13 protein-coding genes are annotated in these 14,648 nt (G+C 70.8%); 2 read left to right on the top strand and 11 right to left on the bottom strand.

Annotated features, from left to right (window positions below):
- Window positions 1-204: 204 nt before the first annotated feature.
- The 10 genes from FFS10_RS14555 to FFS10_RS14510 form a co-directional block, all read right to left on the bottom strand.
- Window positions 205-1,143: a PEP/pyruvate-binding domain-containing protein gene (locus FFS10_RS14555; protein WP_137895192.1), complete on the bottom strand. Its 939-nt coding sequence runs from the start codon at window positions 1,141-1,143 to the stop codon at window positions 205-207.
- The gene (locus FFS10_RS14550) at window positions 1,140-2,141 is read right to left on the bottom strand and encodes a class I SAM-dependent methyltransferase (protein WP_137895191.1); all 1,002 of its coding nucleotides are present in this window, start codon (window positions 2,139-2,141) and stop codon (window positions 1,140-1,142) included. Before FFS10_RS14550 ends, FFS10_RS14555 begins: the two co-directional genes overlap by 4 nt.
- Window positions 2,138-3,832 carry a PEP-utilizing enzyme gene (locus tag FFS10_RS14545; RefSeq protein WP_137895190.1) on the bottom strand — a complete coding sequence of 565 codons (1,695 nt, stop codon included), beginning with the start codon at window positions 3,830-3,832 and terminating at the stop codon, window positions 2,138-2,140. The genes FFS10_RS14550 and FFS10_RS14545 overlap by 4 nt, the downstream gene beginning before the upstream one ends.
- Window positions 3,816-4,445 carry a TetR/AcrR family transcriptional regulator gene (locus FFS10_RS14540; protein ID WP_137895189.1) on the bottom strand — a complete coding sequence of 210 codons (630 nt, stop codon included), beginning with the start codon at window positions 4,443-4,445 and terminating at the stop codon, window positions 3,816-3,818. Before FFS10_RS14540 ends, FFS10_RS14545 begins: the two co-directional genes overlap by 17 nt.
- A gap of 35 nt (window positions 4,446-4,480) precedes the next feature.
- Window positions 4,481-4,807, bottom strand: coding sequence for an IS66 family transposase (locus tag FFS10_RS14535; RefSeq protein ID WP_171016158.1), 327 nt, complete (start codon window positions 4,805-4,807; stop codon window positions 4,481-4,483).
- Window positions 4,711-5,139, bottom strand: a complete 429-nt coding sequence (locus tag FFS10_RS14530) for an HVO_A0114 family putative DNA-binding protein (RefSeq protein ID WP_212744137.1) — start codon at window positions 5,137-5,139, stop codon at window positions 4,711-4,713. The genes FFS10_RS14535 and FFS10_RS14530 overlap by 97 nt, the downstream gene beginning before the upstream one ends.
- The gene (locus tag FFS10_RS14525; protein WP_137895187.1) at window positions 5,139-5,513 is read right to left on the bottom strand and encodes a helix-turn-helix domain-containing protein; all 375 of its coding nucleotides are present in this window, start codon (window positions 5,511-5,513) and stop codon (window positions 5,139-5,141) included. Before FFS10_RS14525 ends, FFS10_RS14530 begins: the two co-directional genes overlap by 1 nt.
- A 7-nt stretch (window positions 5,514-5,520) precedes the next feature.
- The gene (locus FFS10_RS14520; RefSeq protein WP_137895186.1) at window positions 5,521-5,814 is read right to left on the bottom strand and encodes a type II toxin-antitoxin system HigB family toxin; all 294 of its coding nucleotides are present in this window, start codon (window positions 5,812-5,814) and stop codon (window positions 5,521-5,523) included.
- Window positions 5,815-5,950: 136 nt separating this feature from the next.
- Window positions 5,951-8,173: a molybdopterin-dependent oxidoreductase gene (locus FFS10_RS14515; RefSeq protein WP_137895185.1), complete on the bottom strand. Its 2,223-nt coding sequence runs from the start codon at window positions 8,171-8,173 to the stop codon at window positions 5,951-5,953.
- 87 nt (window positions 8,174-8,260) lie between these two features.
- Window positions 8,261-8,722, bottom strand: a complete 462-nt coding sequence (locus FFS10_RS14510; protein ID WP_137895184.1) for a hypothetical protein — start codon at window positions 8,720-8,722, stop codon at window positions 8,261-8,263.
- A 230-nt stretch (window positions 8,723-8,952) separates the two neighbouring features.
- Between FFS10_RS14510 and FFS10_RS14505 the strand changes: the two genes are divergently transcribed.
- Together FFS10_RS14505 and FFS10_RS14500 are read left to right on the top strand one after the other, a co-directional pair.
- Window positions 8,953-10,737 carry a serine/threonine-protein kinase gene (locus tag FFS10_RS14505; protein ID WP_171016159.1) on the top strand — a complete coding sequence of 595 codons (1,785 nt, stop codon included), beginning with the start codon at window positions 8,953-8,955 and terminating at the stop codon, window positions 10,735-10,737.
- Between the two features lie 6 nt (window positions 10,738-10,743).
- Window positions 10,744-11,358, top strand: coding sequence for a hypothetical protein (locus FFS10_RS14500; protein WP_137895182.1), 615 nt, complete (start codon window positions 10,744-10,746; stop codon window positions 11,356-11,358).
- A gap of 12 nt (window positions 11,359-11,370) precedes the next feature.
- On the opposite strand, the gene FFS10_RS14495 is transcribed toward FFS10_RS14500, so the two are convergent.
- On the bottom strand, window positions 11,371-14,622 hold the full coding sequence (locus FFS10_RS14495) for an AfsR/SARP family transcriptional regulator (protein WP_137895181.1): 3,252 nt from the start codon (window positions 14,620-14,622) through the stop codon (window positions 11,371-11,373).
- Window positions 14,623-14,648 lie beyond the last annotated feature (26 nt).

Raw genomic sequence — 14,648 nt, 5'->3', positions numbered from 1 at the left:
GTCGGCGTAAAACCTTCGAGCGGATTCGATGGGCGCCATAGTCTTCGAGTCTCTTCCGGTAGAACCGAGCGCTATGGTGCCATGCCATAGCCGCAAGGCCGCTTCGATGTCAGGCACAGCGAGAATTCCTGCGTTTTTGCGCAGTCCGACTCACCGACGAGAGCGCCGATGACGTAGCTCCAGCCCCAGCACCCTGGACAGGCGTTAAGGGTCGTCCTTCGCGTAGCTGTGCTCGGCCGGATCACGAGGCGCCTGCGGGGCGTGCCGGTTGCTGCGGGTCTGCTGGTTCGGCAGGCGCACGTGCTCGTCCGTGTGGTCGCCTGCAGCTGGACTTGGGATCGCTGTGAGCGCTCGCCGCTGCAGGAGGTAGAGCCGGCCGCCGGCGAACGCCCACTCGAGGTCGTGGCTCCCGCCGAACACCTCGTCGCAGCGGAGCGCGAGCGCATGAAGCGCGGCGAGCTGTGCATCGTCGAGGCAGAGCACGCGGGAGAGCCCCTCGGGAACGTGTGTGCGGCTTGTGCCGCCTTCCGGGTCGGTGCGTATGGCGACGTCCTTCAGTCCCGCGATTCGCTCGACGACGGCACCGTCACGCCTCAAGCGGAACCGATCTGGGATGACGAGACCCGCAACGACCGACTCCCCGAGCCCCCAGGCCGCCTCGACCACGAGCTCGTCCGACCCGTTGACGGGGTTACGGCTGAAGAGCACGCCGGCGGAGTCCGCGTCGACGAGCTCCTGTACGACGACGGCCATTCTCGGCTCGCGGGGCAGCCGGAGGCGCTCGCGGTACGCGAACGCTGAAGGCGAGCGCGCCGAGAGCCAGATGGCGGACACGGCATCAACGAGCTCGGGCTCGGAGCGCAGGTTCAGCTGCGTCAGGTGCTGTCCTGCGAAGCTCGCCTGCTCGGAGTCCTCACCCACTGCGGACGAGCGCGCCACGAGCGGGGCGGCGAGCGTGCGAAAGACTGCAGCCAGCCGCTGCCTTGCGTCGCGTTCGTCAGCAACGACTGCATCCACGAACCCGTACGGAAGCGCGACACCCGCGGGAACGGGCAGGCCCGCACGCGTGGCGGCGGCTAGCTGCGCGGCCTTGCCGCCGAACAGGCTGTCCTCGAGCTCCTCGGTAAGCGCTGCCGGTTTCATCGTCGCCTGCCCGTAATCAGGGTGAACGGATACGGGCCCGGGAGGTTGTGACGGCGGGTGTCCTCGAAGCCTCCTTCGCCGAGCCAGTGTCGGAAGGTCGAGTAGGGGTAGATCCGTCCGCTGCCGGTGCGCAGCACGAGCCCGAGGGCGTAGAGGACGGCCGGCCGCGGTCCGTCGCCGCGCTCGGTGGGGAGGATGTCGACGATCGCGACCCTGCCGCCCGGTCGCAGGGCCTCGGCGACGCGCCGCACGAGCCGGAGGTTCGCTTCACCGTCGAAGAGGTGGCAGAGGTTCGCGACGAGCGCGAGGTCGTAGCTTGCGGGCTCGCCCCAGTCGACGTCGAAGGCGTTTCCCTCGACAAACTCGTACTGATCGTCGAGTCCGGCTCGCCGAACAGCGGCGCGCGTGCTCGCGATCACGCCCGGCAGCTCCACGGCCGTGATCCTGCAGCTCGGATCGCGGCCTGCGAGGGCAAGGCTCCAGGGAGCGGCCCCCGCGCCGACGTCGAGCACCTGAAGCCTGGGCTGCACGAGAAGGCCGGCTGCGTGCACGGCGCTCTGGCGGAAGAGCGCCCCGAGCTGCGCCACGAGTCTCGGATAGAGAGACTCCGCTCCCGCGGTCGTCGCTGCGTCCGCCGGCCGACTTTCGCCACGCAGTACCGGCTGGAGGGACGCCCACGGCCTGAATAGCTCGGCGAGCTCGGCGAGATTCGAAGACGCAGGCCGAAAGCGGTCGTCATCGCCGAGCTCGAGGAGATCTAGACCGGCGAGCGCCGAGAAGAGCGCCTGGGCGCCCTGCTGCGTCAAGCCGCAGTCGGCGGCCACGGCTGCGGGTTCTGCCGGCGCCTCGGTGACGCGCGCGACCACGCCGAGGTCGAGCGCCGAGTGGATGGCGGCGGCTACCGCGCATGCCTCTTGAAGGACGGCCGCCCGCGCAGGAGTGATGGGCAGCGCCTGATCCGGCCGTACCCGTTCGGTCGGTGCGGCTGCTTCGGTCATGCGACGACCTCGGCCTCGCCCGCGGTGCCATCGACGATCACCCTCGCACCGTCCAGGAGCACGGAGGTCGCATCGGTGCACCCGACGACTGCTGGCAGCCCGTACTCGCGCGCGACGATCGCGGCGTGCGAGAGCAGCCCGCCCCGGTCGGTCACGATCGCGCCGAGGAGAGGCAGCACGATGTTGAATGCCGTCGTCGTGGAGTTCGTGACGAGGACGTCGCCCCGCTCGATGCGACCAAACTCCTCGGTGCCGCGAATCACCCGTGCGGTGCCCTCGTACACGCCCGGGCTGACGCCGAGACCGTGAACCTTTCGCTCCTCGGTGCGTGGCTTCGGCGCGGCGAAGATCGCCTGCACGGCTGCACCGATCGCGCGCTCCAGCCTTGCCGCCGCGGGCGGCAGCCACTCGGGCGGCAGCGGATCGCCCGGCTCGCCGCCGAGAAACGCCGGCGCATCCGCGTAGCGCGCCTTGAGCCGGTAGCGCGCACGCTCGGCCAGTTCCTCGCCCGATGGGCCGTCGCCGGACTCGACGAGGCTTCGCAGCTCCGCGTAGCCAGCCTCGACGAGATGGCGCGGATCGGCGAGCCGCCCCGCCGCCGTAAGCCGGCGGCCGGCCGCCAGGATCGCGCGCCGCATAATCCCGATCGCCCAGAGGTCGGCGTAGGTGCCCCGCTCGTCGCGTAGCCGGTAGGTCGCCCGAGCCTCCTCGAGCAGCGCGTCGAAGGCATCGCGATGCCGAGCGGGCACTGCGTCGCGCAACTCAGAGGTCTTCCGGTCCAGGTCCTTCGCCGGTGGAGTCTCGAGGCGATCGAATGCTGTGCGGATCGCTCCGACGATCAGCTCGGGAAGCTCGTGCACCGACGGGTCGCCCACGTCCTCGCCGTTTACCGGCCGGTGGGCGACACGATCGACGTATGCCGAAGCGAGCCGGCCCGTGTCGCCGGACAGCGAGCGAAGCGCGGCGACCACCTCGCCCGGCTCTCCGGCCGACGTGAGCAAGGCCGTCGCCGCCGTATCCAGTCGGAGAGCGCCGACCAGTCGCTCGAGCTCCTCGTCTGCACCGAGCGGGTCGGGGTTCGCGCCCTGGAGGAGACCGAGTAACTGGGCCGGCGAGCGGCCTGTCCACTCTTGCGCGTGCACGAGGAAGTCGCCCACAGGCAGGAGCGCCGGCACGTTGAAGAGGTGATGGATGTACGCGCCATGGATCTGGTTCTCGCGGCAGCGATCGATGTATGCGAGGAGCGCAGGCGTGTCGAGCGCCGCCGGGTCAACCGCGAGCAGCGCGAGGTGAGCTCGGATCGCCGCGGGCTTCACCTCCCGGTCCCAGCGCTCGAGGTCCTCACGCCAGAGCTTGCGCTCGAACACGGTCGCGCTCGTCTCGAGCCGGCGCCGAATCATTGGGTGACTGCGCGCGAGCTCGTCCCACACCTCTTTCGGAGGGTGACCGACCGCCTCCCTCGGCGCGCCGACGGGACGTGCGCAGTAGTACGGAAACCCGTTGACGAAGCCCGCCTCCAGGTACTCGAGCAACGATCCGTAGCGGCGGAGGCTCTCGCCGAAGCCGCGCTGGAACGCGTCGGGAAAGATCTCCACGTGGAAGCGGGTCACCGGCCGCGTCCAGTGAGTCGGGTCGAGGAACCACGATCCCGGACCGGGTGGGGTGAAGGTCTGCTCAGCGACGAGTGTCATCGTTACCAACCTCCTTCATGCTTGCCGGATTGCGGCGAAGTTCGTCCGTCAGAACGCGTACGGCCCAGGCGGCGGCCTTGCCGGCCTCCTGGCCCTCGAGGTCCCACTGGTCGCGCATCGCCTGCCAAGCGGGCGCGCTCACGAGCAGGTAGATCACCGCAAGGGCGCGTCGGCGCTCGGCCGGGCCGAGCCCGCCGGTGACCTCCCGCATCGCCTTCTCGAACGTCGCCAGTCGCCGGCGCCGCGTGCGGGCCCGGATCTCCTGTCCGCGCTTCGATAGGAGGGCGCGCATCAGCGGCGCTCGCTCGTCGTACATGCGATAGAGCGCAGGCGCCATCTCGCGGACGCCCTCGAGCGTGTCCGGGTAGGAAAGGAGGACGACCCGGAGGTGCTCCTCCGCCCACTCACCGAACTCGTCGAAGAGCGCCTCCTTGGTCGGGAAGTGCCGGTAGACGGTACGGACCGACACGCGGGCGCGCATGGCGACAAGCGGAACCGTGACCTCGTTGACCTCCTCGTCCGCCAGCACATCTGCCGTCGCCTCCAGTATCCGAAGGCGGGTCTGCTCCATCTGTTCTGCGCGGAGCGGGCTCTCGTACGTGGTCGTGCTCATGACACGATTAGGATAATCCGCGTCATGGAATCGTGTCAAGAAGGCATGACGGCATGTCGACTTTCGAGGTGATTGTTGTCGATCGGCGCCTCGCCGTCGAGCAGGAATCGCGACAGCGCCTCCCAGTGGTTCAAGCTGTAGTCGATGGTTTTGGCGATGGCGCTGCCGTCGGGCACACGCTTGCGCTCGTGCTGCAGCCACACATGCAACTCCTCCCACAGAGGCTTGGATCGCTCGTGTCGCACGAGCAGCCGTTGCTCGGCACTCAATGGCCTGGCGTCGCTCTCGATCCTATACAGCCAGGCAAGGCGCTGGATGAGCTGGGCACGGTCAGTTTCATGTCCACCACGATCTCCGACCAAGGTACGTGCACGCGGCCGTCGTCCATGCGCTCGACGGCCATCCATTCGATGAGCTGGGTTACGTCGGTATGCACGTTCTTGTAGTCGCGTCCGAGCCGGCGCGCGAGTTCGGCCACAGACAGCGGGCCGGCTTGGCGCAGGGCGGCGATCAGTTCCCAGCGTTTGGGCGTGAAGGCGGCCAGCATCTGGCCGATTTGTTCGAAGTTCACGCCGAAGCGGGGTTGCACCTTTTCGCCGCGCGCAATCGCGCGCATGGTGGCGGCCGCGCGGGCGCCAGCGGCGCGCAAGGGCTCGCCAACGGTCACATTCAAAACTTGACTCCTGATCGTCATCACGCCGCCTGCTTCAACTCATACCCCGCAATCAGAAGATCGGCTGGCAAAGCCAGTCCGGTGGACAGGCGCCGGATCATTTCCAGCGACAAGGGGCGCATGCGGTTGAGTATCTCGGCCACACGGGCGCGCGAGCCGATGTAAGGCTCCAGGTCCTTGCGGGTCAGTTGCCGCGCTTCCATGACGTGCAGCAGCAGGTTTACCGGGTCCACCTCGGGCACGGCGATGTGGGTCTTCTCGTACTCCTCCACCAGCAGGCTGAGCACTTCCAGTTCGTCGGCTTCGGGCGACTTGGCCGGCGCGTCCCATAGCGCCTCGATACGTTGCAGTGCGGCGCGGTGGTCGGCCTTGGTGCGGATGGGTTTGATGTTCATGGCGGCCTCACACGGTTGTGGCATCAATCTGGTCATATTGGCGATGCGTTCCAACGAAGCGGATGTACGCGATCTGCCGGTTGTAGTGCATCGCCACCACTAGCCGGTAATCGTTGCCCTTGATGTTGAACACGACCCGATTGCCCGCCACAAAGCTGGCATTGCGGTAGGCGGCTTTCACGTTCGCGGGTGCCGCCCAGCGGGCCCGGCTGGCGATCGCATACCAGGCGCTCAGCGGCTCCAGCGCGTCGGGGTGCCTGACCCAGAAATCCCGCAGAGTGCCCAGGGCGACGATTCGCATGCCTGCACTCTAGCATGCTCCCATTTTGGGATCAACTCTCTCTCGCGGGCAATACGCTATCAGGTTGATAGCTGACTGCAAAATAAAGGCAAAGGGTTGAAGTAGATTTTCCTTGAGAAAATTTACAAATCCTGCTTCAGGTAGCCGTCAACTGCACCGCCACGCCGCTCAGCACCGCGTTGCCCGACAGCGGGTCGCGCGCGTTCTCGTCCAGCAGGGCGTTGAGGTTGGCGCCCGGACGCTGGGCGGCAACGCCCAGGCGCGTGCCCTCGAGGTCGTGCCCCCAGCCATGCGGCAGGCTCACCACGCCGGGCATCATCTCGTCGCTTACTTGCACCTGGGCTTCGATGCTGCGGCCCTGGCTGCTGATGCGCGCGAGCGCGCCGTCGGCCAGGCCCAGGCGCTGCGCGTCCTCTGGGTTCACCAGCGCGGTGCAGCGCATCGGGCCCTTGGCCAGCAGCGGCAGGTTGTGCATCCAGCTGTTGTTGGAGCGCGGGTCACGCCGCCCGACGATCACCATCTCGGGCACCGGCTGGCCCAGGTCGGCGACGGCGCGCTGCAGGTCCTGCAGTAGGGCAGGGGGCGCGAGCTCGATGCGTCCGGACGGCGTGCGCAGCAGCTCGGGGATGCGCGGCGCCAGCGGGCCGAGGTCTATGCCGCCTTCGGCCGCTTTCACTTTCGCGAGCGTGAGCCCTTGGGGCCGGCGGCCGAACTGGTCGCCGTAAGGCCCGCTGCGCAGCGCCACCTCGAGCAGGCGGTCGGGGCCGCGCAGGCCTTCGGTGGCGGCCAGCACCGCGCCCACATCGTCGCCGAACAGCCTGCGCGCATCCTGCGCGAACTGGGCGTCGTCGAGGGCCTGCGGGTCCGCCTGCGCGCCCAGGCCGGACGCGATGGCCGCCAGCCTGAGCAGCGTCTCCCATTCCTGCGGCTGGCCCTCGGCGCGTGGCAGCACGGGCGCGCTGTAGCGCGCGTGGTTGCGCCAGGAGAGCTGGGGGAAGGCCACGTCGTAATGCATGTCCTCTAGCGGCGAGGGGGCGGGCAGGATCACGTCGGCATGGCGCGTGGTTTCGTTGAGGTAGATGTCCAGGCTGAGCATGAAGTCCAGCCCATCGAGCGCGCGCGCCAGCCGTTCGCCGTTGGGCGAAGACAGCACCGGGTTGGTGGCGACGGTGACCAGGGCCCTAATCTGGCCCTCGCCTGCGGTCTCTATCTCTTCGGCCAGGCAGGTGATGGGCAGCTCGCCCATGATTTCCGGCGCGCCGCCCACGCGGCTGGCATGGCGGCCGGTGACCACGCCGCGCCCCGAGCCGGGCTGGCCGCTGGTGTTGGCGGCAAACGCAGCGGCCTTGGGGAACATGGCGCCGCCGGGTTCGTCGAGGTGGCCGGTCAGGATGTTGAGCAGGTCGATCAGCCAGGTGGCTAGGCTGCCGTAGGCCTGGGTGCAGGTGCCGATGCGGCCGTAGACCGCGGCGCGTTCGGTGCCGGCCAGCTGGCGCGCCAGGCGCCGGATGGCGTCCGCGTGCAGGCCGCAGCGCGCGGCCACCGCATCGGCGCTGAAGGACTGCACCGCGGCGCGCACCTGGTCCACGCCGTTCACGAAAGGCCCGAGGCGGCCGAGCTTGACCAACTGCTCGTCGAACAGCGTGTGCAGCATGCCCAGCAGCAGGAAGGCGTCGGCGCCGGGGCGGATGAAGTGGTGCTCGTCGGCCAGCGCTGCGGTTTCGGTGCGGCGCGGGTCGATCACCACCAGCCGGCCGCCGCGTGCGCGCAGCGCCTTGGCCTTGCCGCGAAAATCGGGCACGGTCCACATGCTGCCGTTGCTCGCGACCGGGTTGGCGCCCAGCATGAGCAGGAAGTCGCAGCGCGCTATGTCGGGCACCGGCACGCTCATCCAGTGGCCGAACAGCAGGCCGCTGGCCAGGTGGCGCGGCATCTGGTCCAGCGTGGCCGCGGTGAAGACGTTGCGCGTGCCCAGCGCCTTGACCAGCCGCGTGAAGTACAGCAGCAGGCCGATCTTGTGCGCCGAGGGGTTGCCTACGACCAGCCCCGTCGACTGGGGCCCGCGCGCGGCCAGCAGCGGCGGCAGGCGGCGTTCGATCTCGGCGAAGGCATCGTCCCAGCTCGCCGGCTCGAACCGGCCCTGGCGCTTGATCAGCGGCTGGCGCAGGCGGTCGGGGTCTTCGTGCAGGTCTTTCAGCGCCACGCCCTTGGGGCAGATGTAGCCGGCGCTGAAGACGTCGGCCTCATGGCCGCGGATGCCGATGACCCGCCCGTCGCTGAGCTTGAGCTCGAGGCCGCAGCAGGCCTCGCACAGCGGGCAGATGCGGTGGTGTACGGTGTGCGGTGCATCGGTGTTCATGCGGGACTCCTGTGCTGCGCTGCATTGAAGCGGCAGCGCGTGGCGCTGTCGGTCACACGGGCGACAGCCACCGACCCGCTCCGCCCCTCACATCCCGATGTGCACCTGGTACTTGGCGCCGTCCGAGAGCGTGCAGCTGCCCGCGCCCTGGCGCGGCGACTGCATCTGGTATTCGCAGCTCATGAAGGCGCCGCTGCTGCCGTAGGCGCTGGCCATGCCGCGCCGGCTGTCGCCGTCGACGCGGGTGGCCTCGCCGGTCAGCGTCTCGCCGCGGTAGCTGAGCTGAAAGCGCCCCTTGCCGGCGGCCGTGCTGGTCAGCGTGCCGCTCAGCACGCCGGATTGGGTCGCCTTGTCGTTGGCCGGATACAGGCGCACGGCGAGCACCTGTGCCGCGGGGGGCGCAGGCGGTGCGACCGGGGGCGGCACGGCGCCAGGGTAGGGCGGCAAGGGGTAGCCCTCGGAGCCGAGCGGCATCACGTAGCAGCCGGACAGCGCGGCGGCCGCCAGCAGGGCGGGGACGAGGATTTTCAGGCGTGCTTTCGCTTTCATGGCGATCTCCTGTGGTTGAACCTGGGCCACTTCGGGTGGTGCAACCATGTTCCTGCCGGCCCGCTTGCAGGCGACTCACGGGCTGGCGACAGATGGCTTACGGCGGGCCGCGGGCCCGGCCCGGCCATGGTTTTTCGGCGTTGATGGCCTTATCATTCTTCGCAGCCGCAGGCCGAACGAGGGTCGGCTGGAGGGCCCAGGCGCAGCGCGCCAGTCCACCCGGAGCCAAAATGAACGACTCGTCTTTTCCGGAGGCGCTTCCCGCGCAGTACCAGCTGCACTGGTACGTGCTGGAGCGTGTGCTGGGGCAGGGCGGTTTCGGCATCACCTACCAGGCACGCGACAGCAACCTGGACAAGCTGGTCGCGATCAAGGAATACCTGCCGACCGACACGGCCACGCGCAGGGCCGACGCCACCGTCAGTCCGCGCGCCCAGACGCAGAGCGAGCGCTACAACGCCGGGCTGGAAAGCTTCATTCGCGAGGCCCGCACCCTGGCCCGCTTCAACCACCCCAACATCGTGCGCGTGCACTCCGTGTTCCAGCACAACAACACGGCCTACATGGTGATGGAGTTCGAGGAGGGCGAGACGCTGGCGGCCCTGCTGGAGCGGCGCCAGACGCTGTCCGAGCGCGAGTTGCTGAACGTGGTGCTGCCGGTGCTGGACGGGCTGGCGCTGGTGCACGCGGCCGGCTTCATCCACCGCGACATCAAGCCCGAGAACATCCTGGTGCGCAAGGACGGCAGCCCGGTGCTGCTGGACTTCGGCTCGGCGCGCGCCGCCATGGGCCCCTCGCGCACGCTCACCATCCTGGTGGCGCCCGGCTATGCGCCCTACGAGCAGTACTACGCCAGCGCCGACAGCCAGGGGCCCTGGACCGACATCTACAGCCTGGGCGCCACCTGCTACCGCGCCATCACCGGCGAGCCGCCGATGGACGCCATCACGCGCAGCAAGGGCGTGCTGGGCAGCACGCGCGAAATGCTGGCGCCGGCGATCGAGCGCGGCGCGCGCCGCTATTCGCCGCAGTTCCTGCAAGCCGTCGACCATGCCCTGGCCTTTGCCGAGCGCGACCGACCGCAGACGCTGGACCAGTGGCGAGGCGAGCTCACGGGGGGTGGTGATACGGCGGGCGCCGTCGCGGGCAGGGCGTCCGCTGCCGCCGCCGGGGCGCCCGTCGCGCGACAAGGGCCCAGCAGCCGGGAGCTGTTTGCCTGGGCCGGCCTGGGGGCGGCGCTGACGGGGCTGGCCTTCCTGCTGTGGCCGCGCTCGCCGACGCCCGAGGCCGAGCGCCTGGCGCAGATCGAGCGCCAGCTGAGCGCGGTGAGCGAAAAGGGCGGCCCAGGCGCCGCGGGCAGCGCGGGCGGCGGGCTGGTGCTGCCGGCGTCGGTGGAAGCGGCGCCCCCAGCGGCGGTGCCGTCCGCCCTGCTCGCGGCTCCCCAGCCTCCGGCGGCGTTGCCGGCGGCGCGCGAGCCCGCGCCGGCCGAGCCGCTCAAGCCCGTGGCGCCCAAGGCGGTGCCACGCACGCCGCCCAAACCCGTGGTGGCGACGGCGGCGGCGCCGGCCGCCTTGACCAGGCCTGCGCCAGCGCCGGTCGCGGCGCCGATGCCTGCGCCGGCGGTTGCGGCCGCTCCCCAGGCTGCGCCGCCAGCCGCCCCCGCGGCGCCCGCCCCCGCAGCGCGGGAGGAGGCCAGGGTGGCCGCCGCGCCGAGGGCGCCCGAGCCGCCGGTCCCGAGCGACGAGAAGGAGGCATTTGCCTTCTACCGCGCCCGCGCGCTCAAGGGCGACGCCGACGCCCGATTCCGCCTGGGAGAGATGTACGCCCAGGGCCGGGGCGTGACGCAGAACCTGAACCAGGCCTACCTCTGGTATGGGCTGGCCGGGCTGTCCGGTCACGGCGGGGCGCGGGTGCGGCAGGCCCAGGTCGCCGAACGCCTGCAGCCGGCCGAGCGGCGGCAGGCGGACCGCCAGATCGAACAGCTGGGCAAAGATTTCGGCAAGCGCGCGGAGTAGCCCGACATGAGCACAACAAGACTTTCCCCTGGCCGGCGGCGCTGGGTCTGCGCGCTGTCCATCGCCCTGGCCGCTTGCGCCAGCGACCAGGACAAGAGTGCGGCGGTAGCTGCGGTCAACCGGGCCTTCCAGGCGGATTACGAAAGCATGCTGGCCGACAAGGGCGTGCGGACCTACAAGGTGCGGCGCACGGACGCCTTCGTCGCGCTGCATGCGGCCTTGGGCAAGCTCGGCATGCGCATCGCGGACCAGGATCCGGACATCGGCACCCTTGCTGCCGAGGCCCCGGCGCCGCGCCCGCTGAATGCGCAGGAATGGCGGCAGACCGCCGACGCGGACCTGCCGCGCATGCGCGAGATCGCGCGTCCCCATGTCGGCATGCTGGCCGAGCTGATCCGCTTCGAGCCCGAGGGGCTGGAGATCGTCATTTACGCCACCGTGCTCGACGCCGGCGGCGGCAGCAGCGAGGTATCGCTGACCACGCGCATGCGCGAGACCGCGCCGCCCAGGACCAACATGCCGCGCCGCGAATACCCGCCGCCCACGGCAGTCCGCCTCGCGCTGGACAAGATCTGGCGCCAGTTCGAGCAGGAGCTGCGCGCCGCGCGCAAGCTGCCCTGAAGCGATCGCGCACTATCGACTCGGCGGCGCCGCGCCGTCCAGCGCGGCGTAGACCGCCTGGGTCTGCGCCGAGGGCATGGTCTTGAGGCGCATGGCCAAGGTGGTGCGCAGCCGCTCGTAGGTCTCGCGCGCGGCATGCAGGTCGCCCTGGCGCTGGTAGCACAGCATGAGGTTGCGGTAGGGCGCTTCGAACAGGCTGTCGGCTCGCAGCAGCTGCAGGTAGAAGTCGGCCGCGGTGTCGACATCGCCCGCCTCCTCGCTGTGCCGGGCCACGCGCGCCACGCAGCGCAGCAGCCGGGCGCGCAGCTGCTCGCGAAACGCGATGTAGCCCGGCTGCTCGGATTCGTCGGGCAGGAACGGGCCCCGGTACAGGTCCAGCGCTTCCTGCAGGCAGGCCTGCAAGCCGGGTTCGGGCCGCTGCGGGGAGGCCAGCGTCGACGGCAGCCGGGCCGCGCCCTCGATGTGCGACAGCACTTGGTCCAGCGCGGCGGTGTCGGTCCAGACGGTGGCCGGGTTCAGCGACAGGCGGCCGTCGCGCAGCACCAGGGCCTCGTCGTCGTCCAGCAGGCGGCGCAGCCGGTGCAGTGCGGCGGTGAAGGACTTGTGCGCGTAGTCGGCATCCGCCTGCGGCCACAGGGCGTCGGACAGCTGGTAGATGCGGACCGCATCGCCGCCCAGCGAGATCAGCAGCTTGAGCAACTCCGCCGGCCGTCCGGGCCCCTTGCCGGAAAAAGTCACCGGTGCCGCGTTCGCGGCGATCTCGAAGCGTCCCAGGGTCTGGATTCGGATCGGCCAGGGCCAGGCCTTCACGCGCAGCGGCGGCAGCGCAGGGCTGAGCCTGCGCTCGCGCACCAGCCGGCGCGCGTGCTCGGTCTCTATGCCTTGCTGCAAGGCCAGCGCGCACAGCTGCGCCGCATCGCGCGCACACCATCCCGGCATCAAGGCAATGCCGTGCTCCCGGCCCGCGCGCAAGGCCTTTTCCAGGGCCTGCGGCACGGGCTGGTCCTGCTGCTGGCAGGCCACGCCCGCCGTCGCCAGCTGCAGCGCATAGTCGGGCAGCGGGCTCGACGCGTCTGCCAGCAGCGGCTCGGCGCTGCGCAGCTGCGCCTCGCTGCCGCGCAGGTCATGGGCGCCCGCCAGCAGCAGCGCCTGCGTGCAGCGCGCCAGGCCTTCGAGCCAGCCCAGGCCCAGCTCGGAGGCCAGGGCGGCCGCCGTCCTGGCCTCGCGCTGGGCCATCACCGCGTCGTCGTCGAGCCGCGCGAGCCAGCAGCGCAGGAAATGCAGCACGGCGCGGTCGCCGCGGCGCAGGCGCGCCTGATCCGACTCGAACCATTGCAGCAGCGCGCGCGCGCCGTCGGCGTCCTCCTCGCCCAGCGCGGCGGCGGCCGCCAGCCCGCGCAGCCAGGCGTCGTAGCCGGCGATGCCTTCCTGCTCGGTGAGTCTCAGGCCGCTCTCGGCCCGCGCGCGCGCCAGCGCGAACTGCCCCGACAGCAGGGCCGCCAGCCCAGACACCAGGTGGGCCTGCGGCGCGGCGGGGCCCGCTGCCGGCTCCGCGCCGGGCGCTTCGGGCAGCGCCGCGGCGAGGCTGGTGTCGCCGCGCCACAGTGCGAGCGCGGCGCGCAACCAGTCGGGCAGGGGCCATGCGCTGGGCTCGGGTGCGGGCAGTCCCTGCGCCGGTCTCAGCAGCCAGGCCAGGGCCAGGGCCTGCTGGGCCGCAGCGCGCTGCTCCCTGTCCAGCGCCGGACCGGCTTGCGGCAGCAGTTCGGCCAGGCGCCGGCCCCAGGGGTCGAGTGCGGCCAGGTCGTCGAACTCGCTGACCAGGGCGCGCACCACGCCGACCGCGCAACGCAGCTGGGCCGCGACATCGTCGTGAACGGCGTAGCCCTCGTGGGCGCGCTCGAAATGGCGCCGGGCGGCGCGCGGGCTGGCCGCGAGGCAGCTGGCGCCCCAGGCCTGCAGCAGGCTGGGCCGGGCGTCGAGTTCGGCGGCCGGCAGCGCTTCCAGCCAACGGGCCAGGGTGTCGCCGCGGCCCTGGGCGACCATGGTCAGGGCCTCGGCCTCGGCGATCTCGGCCAGCGCCGCCCAGTCCCGGCACGGCATCAGCAGCGACACCGCGTCCTCCACATGGCCGGCCTCGCGCAGCAGGCCGGCCGCCATGCGCAGGTGGGGCTGCTCGAGCACCTGGGGCAGGTCCAGCGCGGCGCGGCTCAGCAGGAAGTCGCGCATCAGCGGATGCAGCTGAAAGCCGTGGCCGTCGCGCCAACGGGTTTCGCTGACGAAATAGTTGTTGAGCGCGAGGTTGAGCAGCAGGCGGGCGGCCTTGTCCTCGCCGGTGAGCCGCTGCGCGATCTCGGCCGTGACCCGCGGCAGGCAGGCCAGCTTCAGCAGGAAGCGCTGCATCTTGCGGTCGAAGCGGTCGAAGATCTCGCCCGCGAGGAAGTCGAACACGACCCTGGGCGTGGATTCCAGCGGCCAGTTCGGCAGCTCGCCGGACAGCTTGGCATGCTCGAGCATCAGCACCAGGCCTGCGGCCCAGCCGCCGGTGCGCTGGTGCAGCTGCAGCAAGGTTTCCTGCGACAGGGGCTGCCCGCGCAGCTGGGCCATCTGGGCCAGTTCGTCGGGCTCCATGGTCAGCATGGCGGCGTTGATGCAGCTCATCTCGCCGGTGGCCTGCAGCCGCGCGAAGGCCGGCGGCGCGTCGAAGCGGCTGGTCACCACCACGCAGCCGCCGGCCGGCACCTGCGTGACCGCGGCCTCCAGCACCGCCAGCAGCGGGCTCTCCGGCGACAGGGGGCCGACGCCGTCGAGCACCACGGTCAGCGGCGCCTTCACGCGCGTGAGCGCCTGGCGGAAGAACTTGCGCGCGAAGGAGGGCAGCCGGCTGCCGAACTCAGGGCCGAAGCTGGGCAGGCTGCCGATGCGCGCCGCGTCCAGCCTCAGGGCCGCATGGCCGAAATAGTGGAAGAAGTTGGCGACGTCGACGTCGTCGGCGTCCATCTCGTACCAGAGGCAGCGATGCTCGCGCGCCTGCACATAGCTGGCGGCCAGCGAGGTCTTGCCGGCGCCGGGGGGGCCCGAGATCCAGACCAGGCTGCGCCCCGGCGCGCCGTCCATGCGCTGGAACAGGCGCTCGCGCGCAAGAACCGCGCCCAGTTGCGGGCGCGTGGTCTTGGCGAAGGCGACGCTGCGGCTGTCAGCCGGCTCCGGCGCGGGATGCGGCGCGAGCGGGCCGGCAGCCTGCGTGCTGGCGTGGGTCTCAGCCATGGTCGTCCTCCTCGATGAATGCTGCC

The organism is Ramlibacter sp. 2FC, from assembly GCF_005503345.1.
Lineage (GTDB): Bacteria > Pseudomonadota > Gammaproteobacteria > Burkholderiales > Burkholderiaceae_C > SCMQ01.
This window is presented reverse-complemented; position numbering and strand designations above follow the sequence as displayed.

Excerpts from the sequence above, each read along its gene's own strand:
- FFS10_RS14550 (WP_137895191.1), bottom strand. The coding sequence starts at position 2,141 with ATGACCGAAGCAGCCGCACCGACCGAACGGGTACGGCCGGATCAGGCG.
- FFS10_RS14545 (WP_137895190.1), bottom strand. The coding sequence starts at position 3,832 with ATGACACTCGTCGCTGAGCAGACCTTCACCCCACCCGGTCCGGGATCG.
- FFS10_RS14555 (WP_137895192.1), bottom strand. The coding sequence starts at position 1,143 with ATGAAACCGGCAGCGCTTACCGAGGAGCTCGAGGACAGCCTGTTCGGC.
- FFS10_RS14540 (WP_137895189.1), bottom strand. The coding sequence starts at position 4,445 with ATGAGCACGACCACGTACGAGAGCCCGCTCCGCGCAGAACAGATGGAG.
- FFS10_RS14505 (WP_171016159.1), top strand. The coding sequence starts at position 8,953 with ATGAACGACTCGTCTTTTCCGGAGGCGCTTCCCGCGCAGTACCAGCTG.
- FFS10_RS14520 (WP_137895186.1), bottom strand. The coding sequence starts at position 5,814 with ATGCGAATCGTCGCCCTGGGCACTCTGCGGGATTTCTGGGTCAGGCAC.
- FFS10_RS14515 (WP_137895185.1), bottom strand. The coding sequence starts at position 8,173 with ATGAACACCGATGCACCGCACACCGTACACCACCGCATCTGCCCGCTG.
- FFS10_RS14510 (WP_137895184.1), bottom strand. The coding sequence starts at position 8,722 with ATGAAAGCGAAAGCACGCCTGAAAATCCTCGTCCCCGCCCTGCTGGCG.
- FFS10_RS14525 (WP_137895187.1), bottom strand. The coding sequence starts at position 5,513 with ATGAACATCAAACCCATCCGCACCAAGGCCGACCACCGCGCCGCACTG.
- FFS10_RS14495 (WP_137895181.1), bottom strand. The coding sequence starts at position 14,622 with ATGGCTGAGACCCACGCCAGCACGCAGGCTGCCGGCCCGCTCGCGCCG.
- FFS10_RS14530 (WP_212744137.1), bottom strand. The coding sequence starts at position 5,139 with ATGACGATCAGGAGTCAAGTTTTGAATGTGACCGTTGGCGAGCCCTTG.
- FFS10_RS14500 (WP_137895182.1), top strand. The coding sequence starts at position 10,744 with ATGAGCACAACAAGACTTTCCCCTGGCCGGCGGCGCTGGGTCTGCGCG.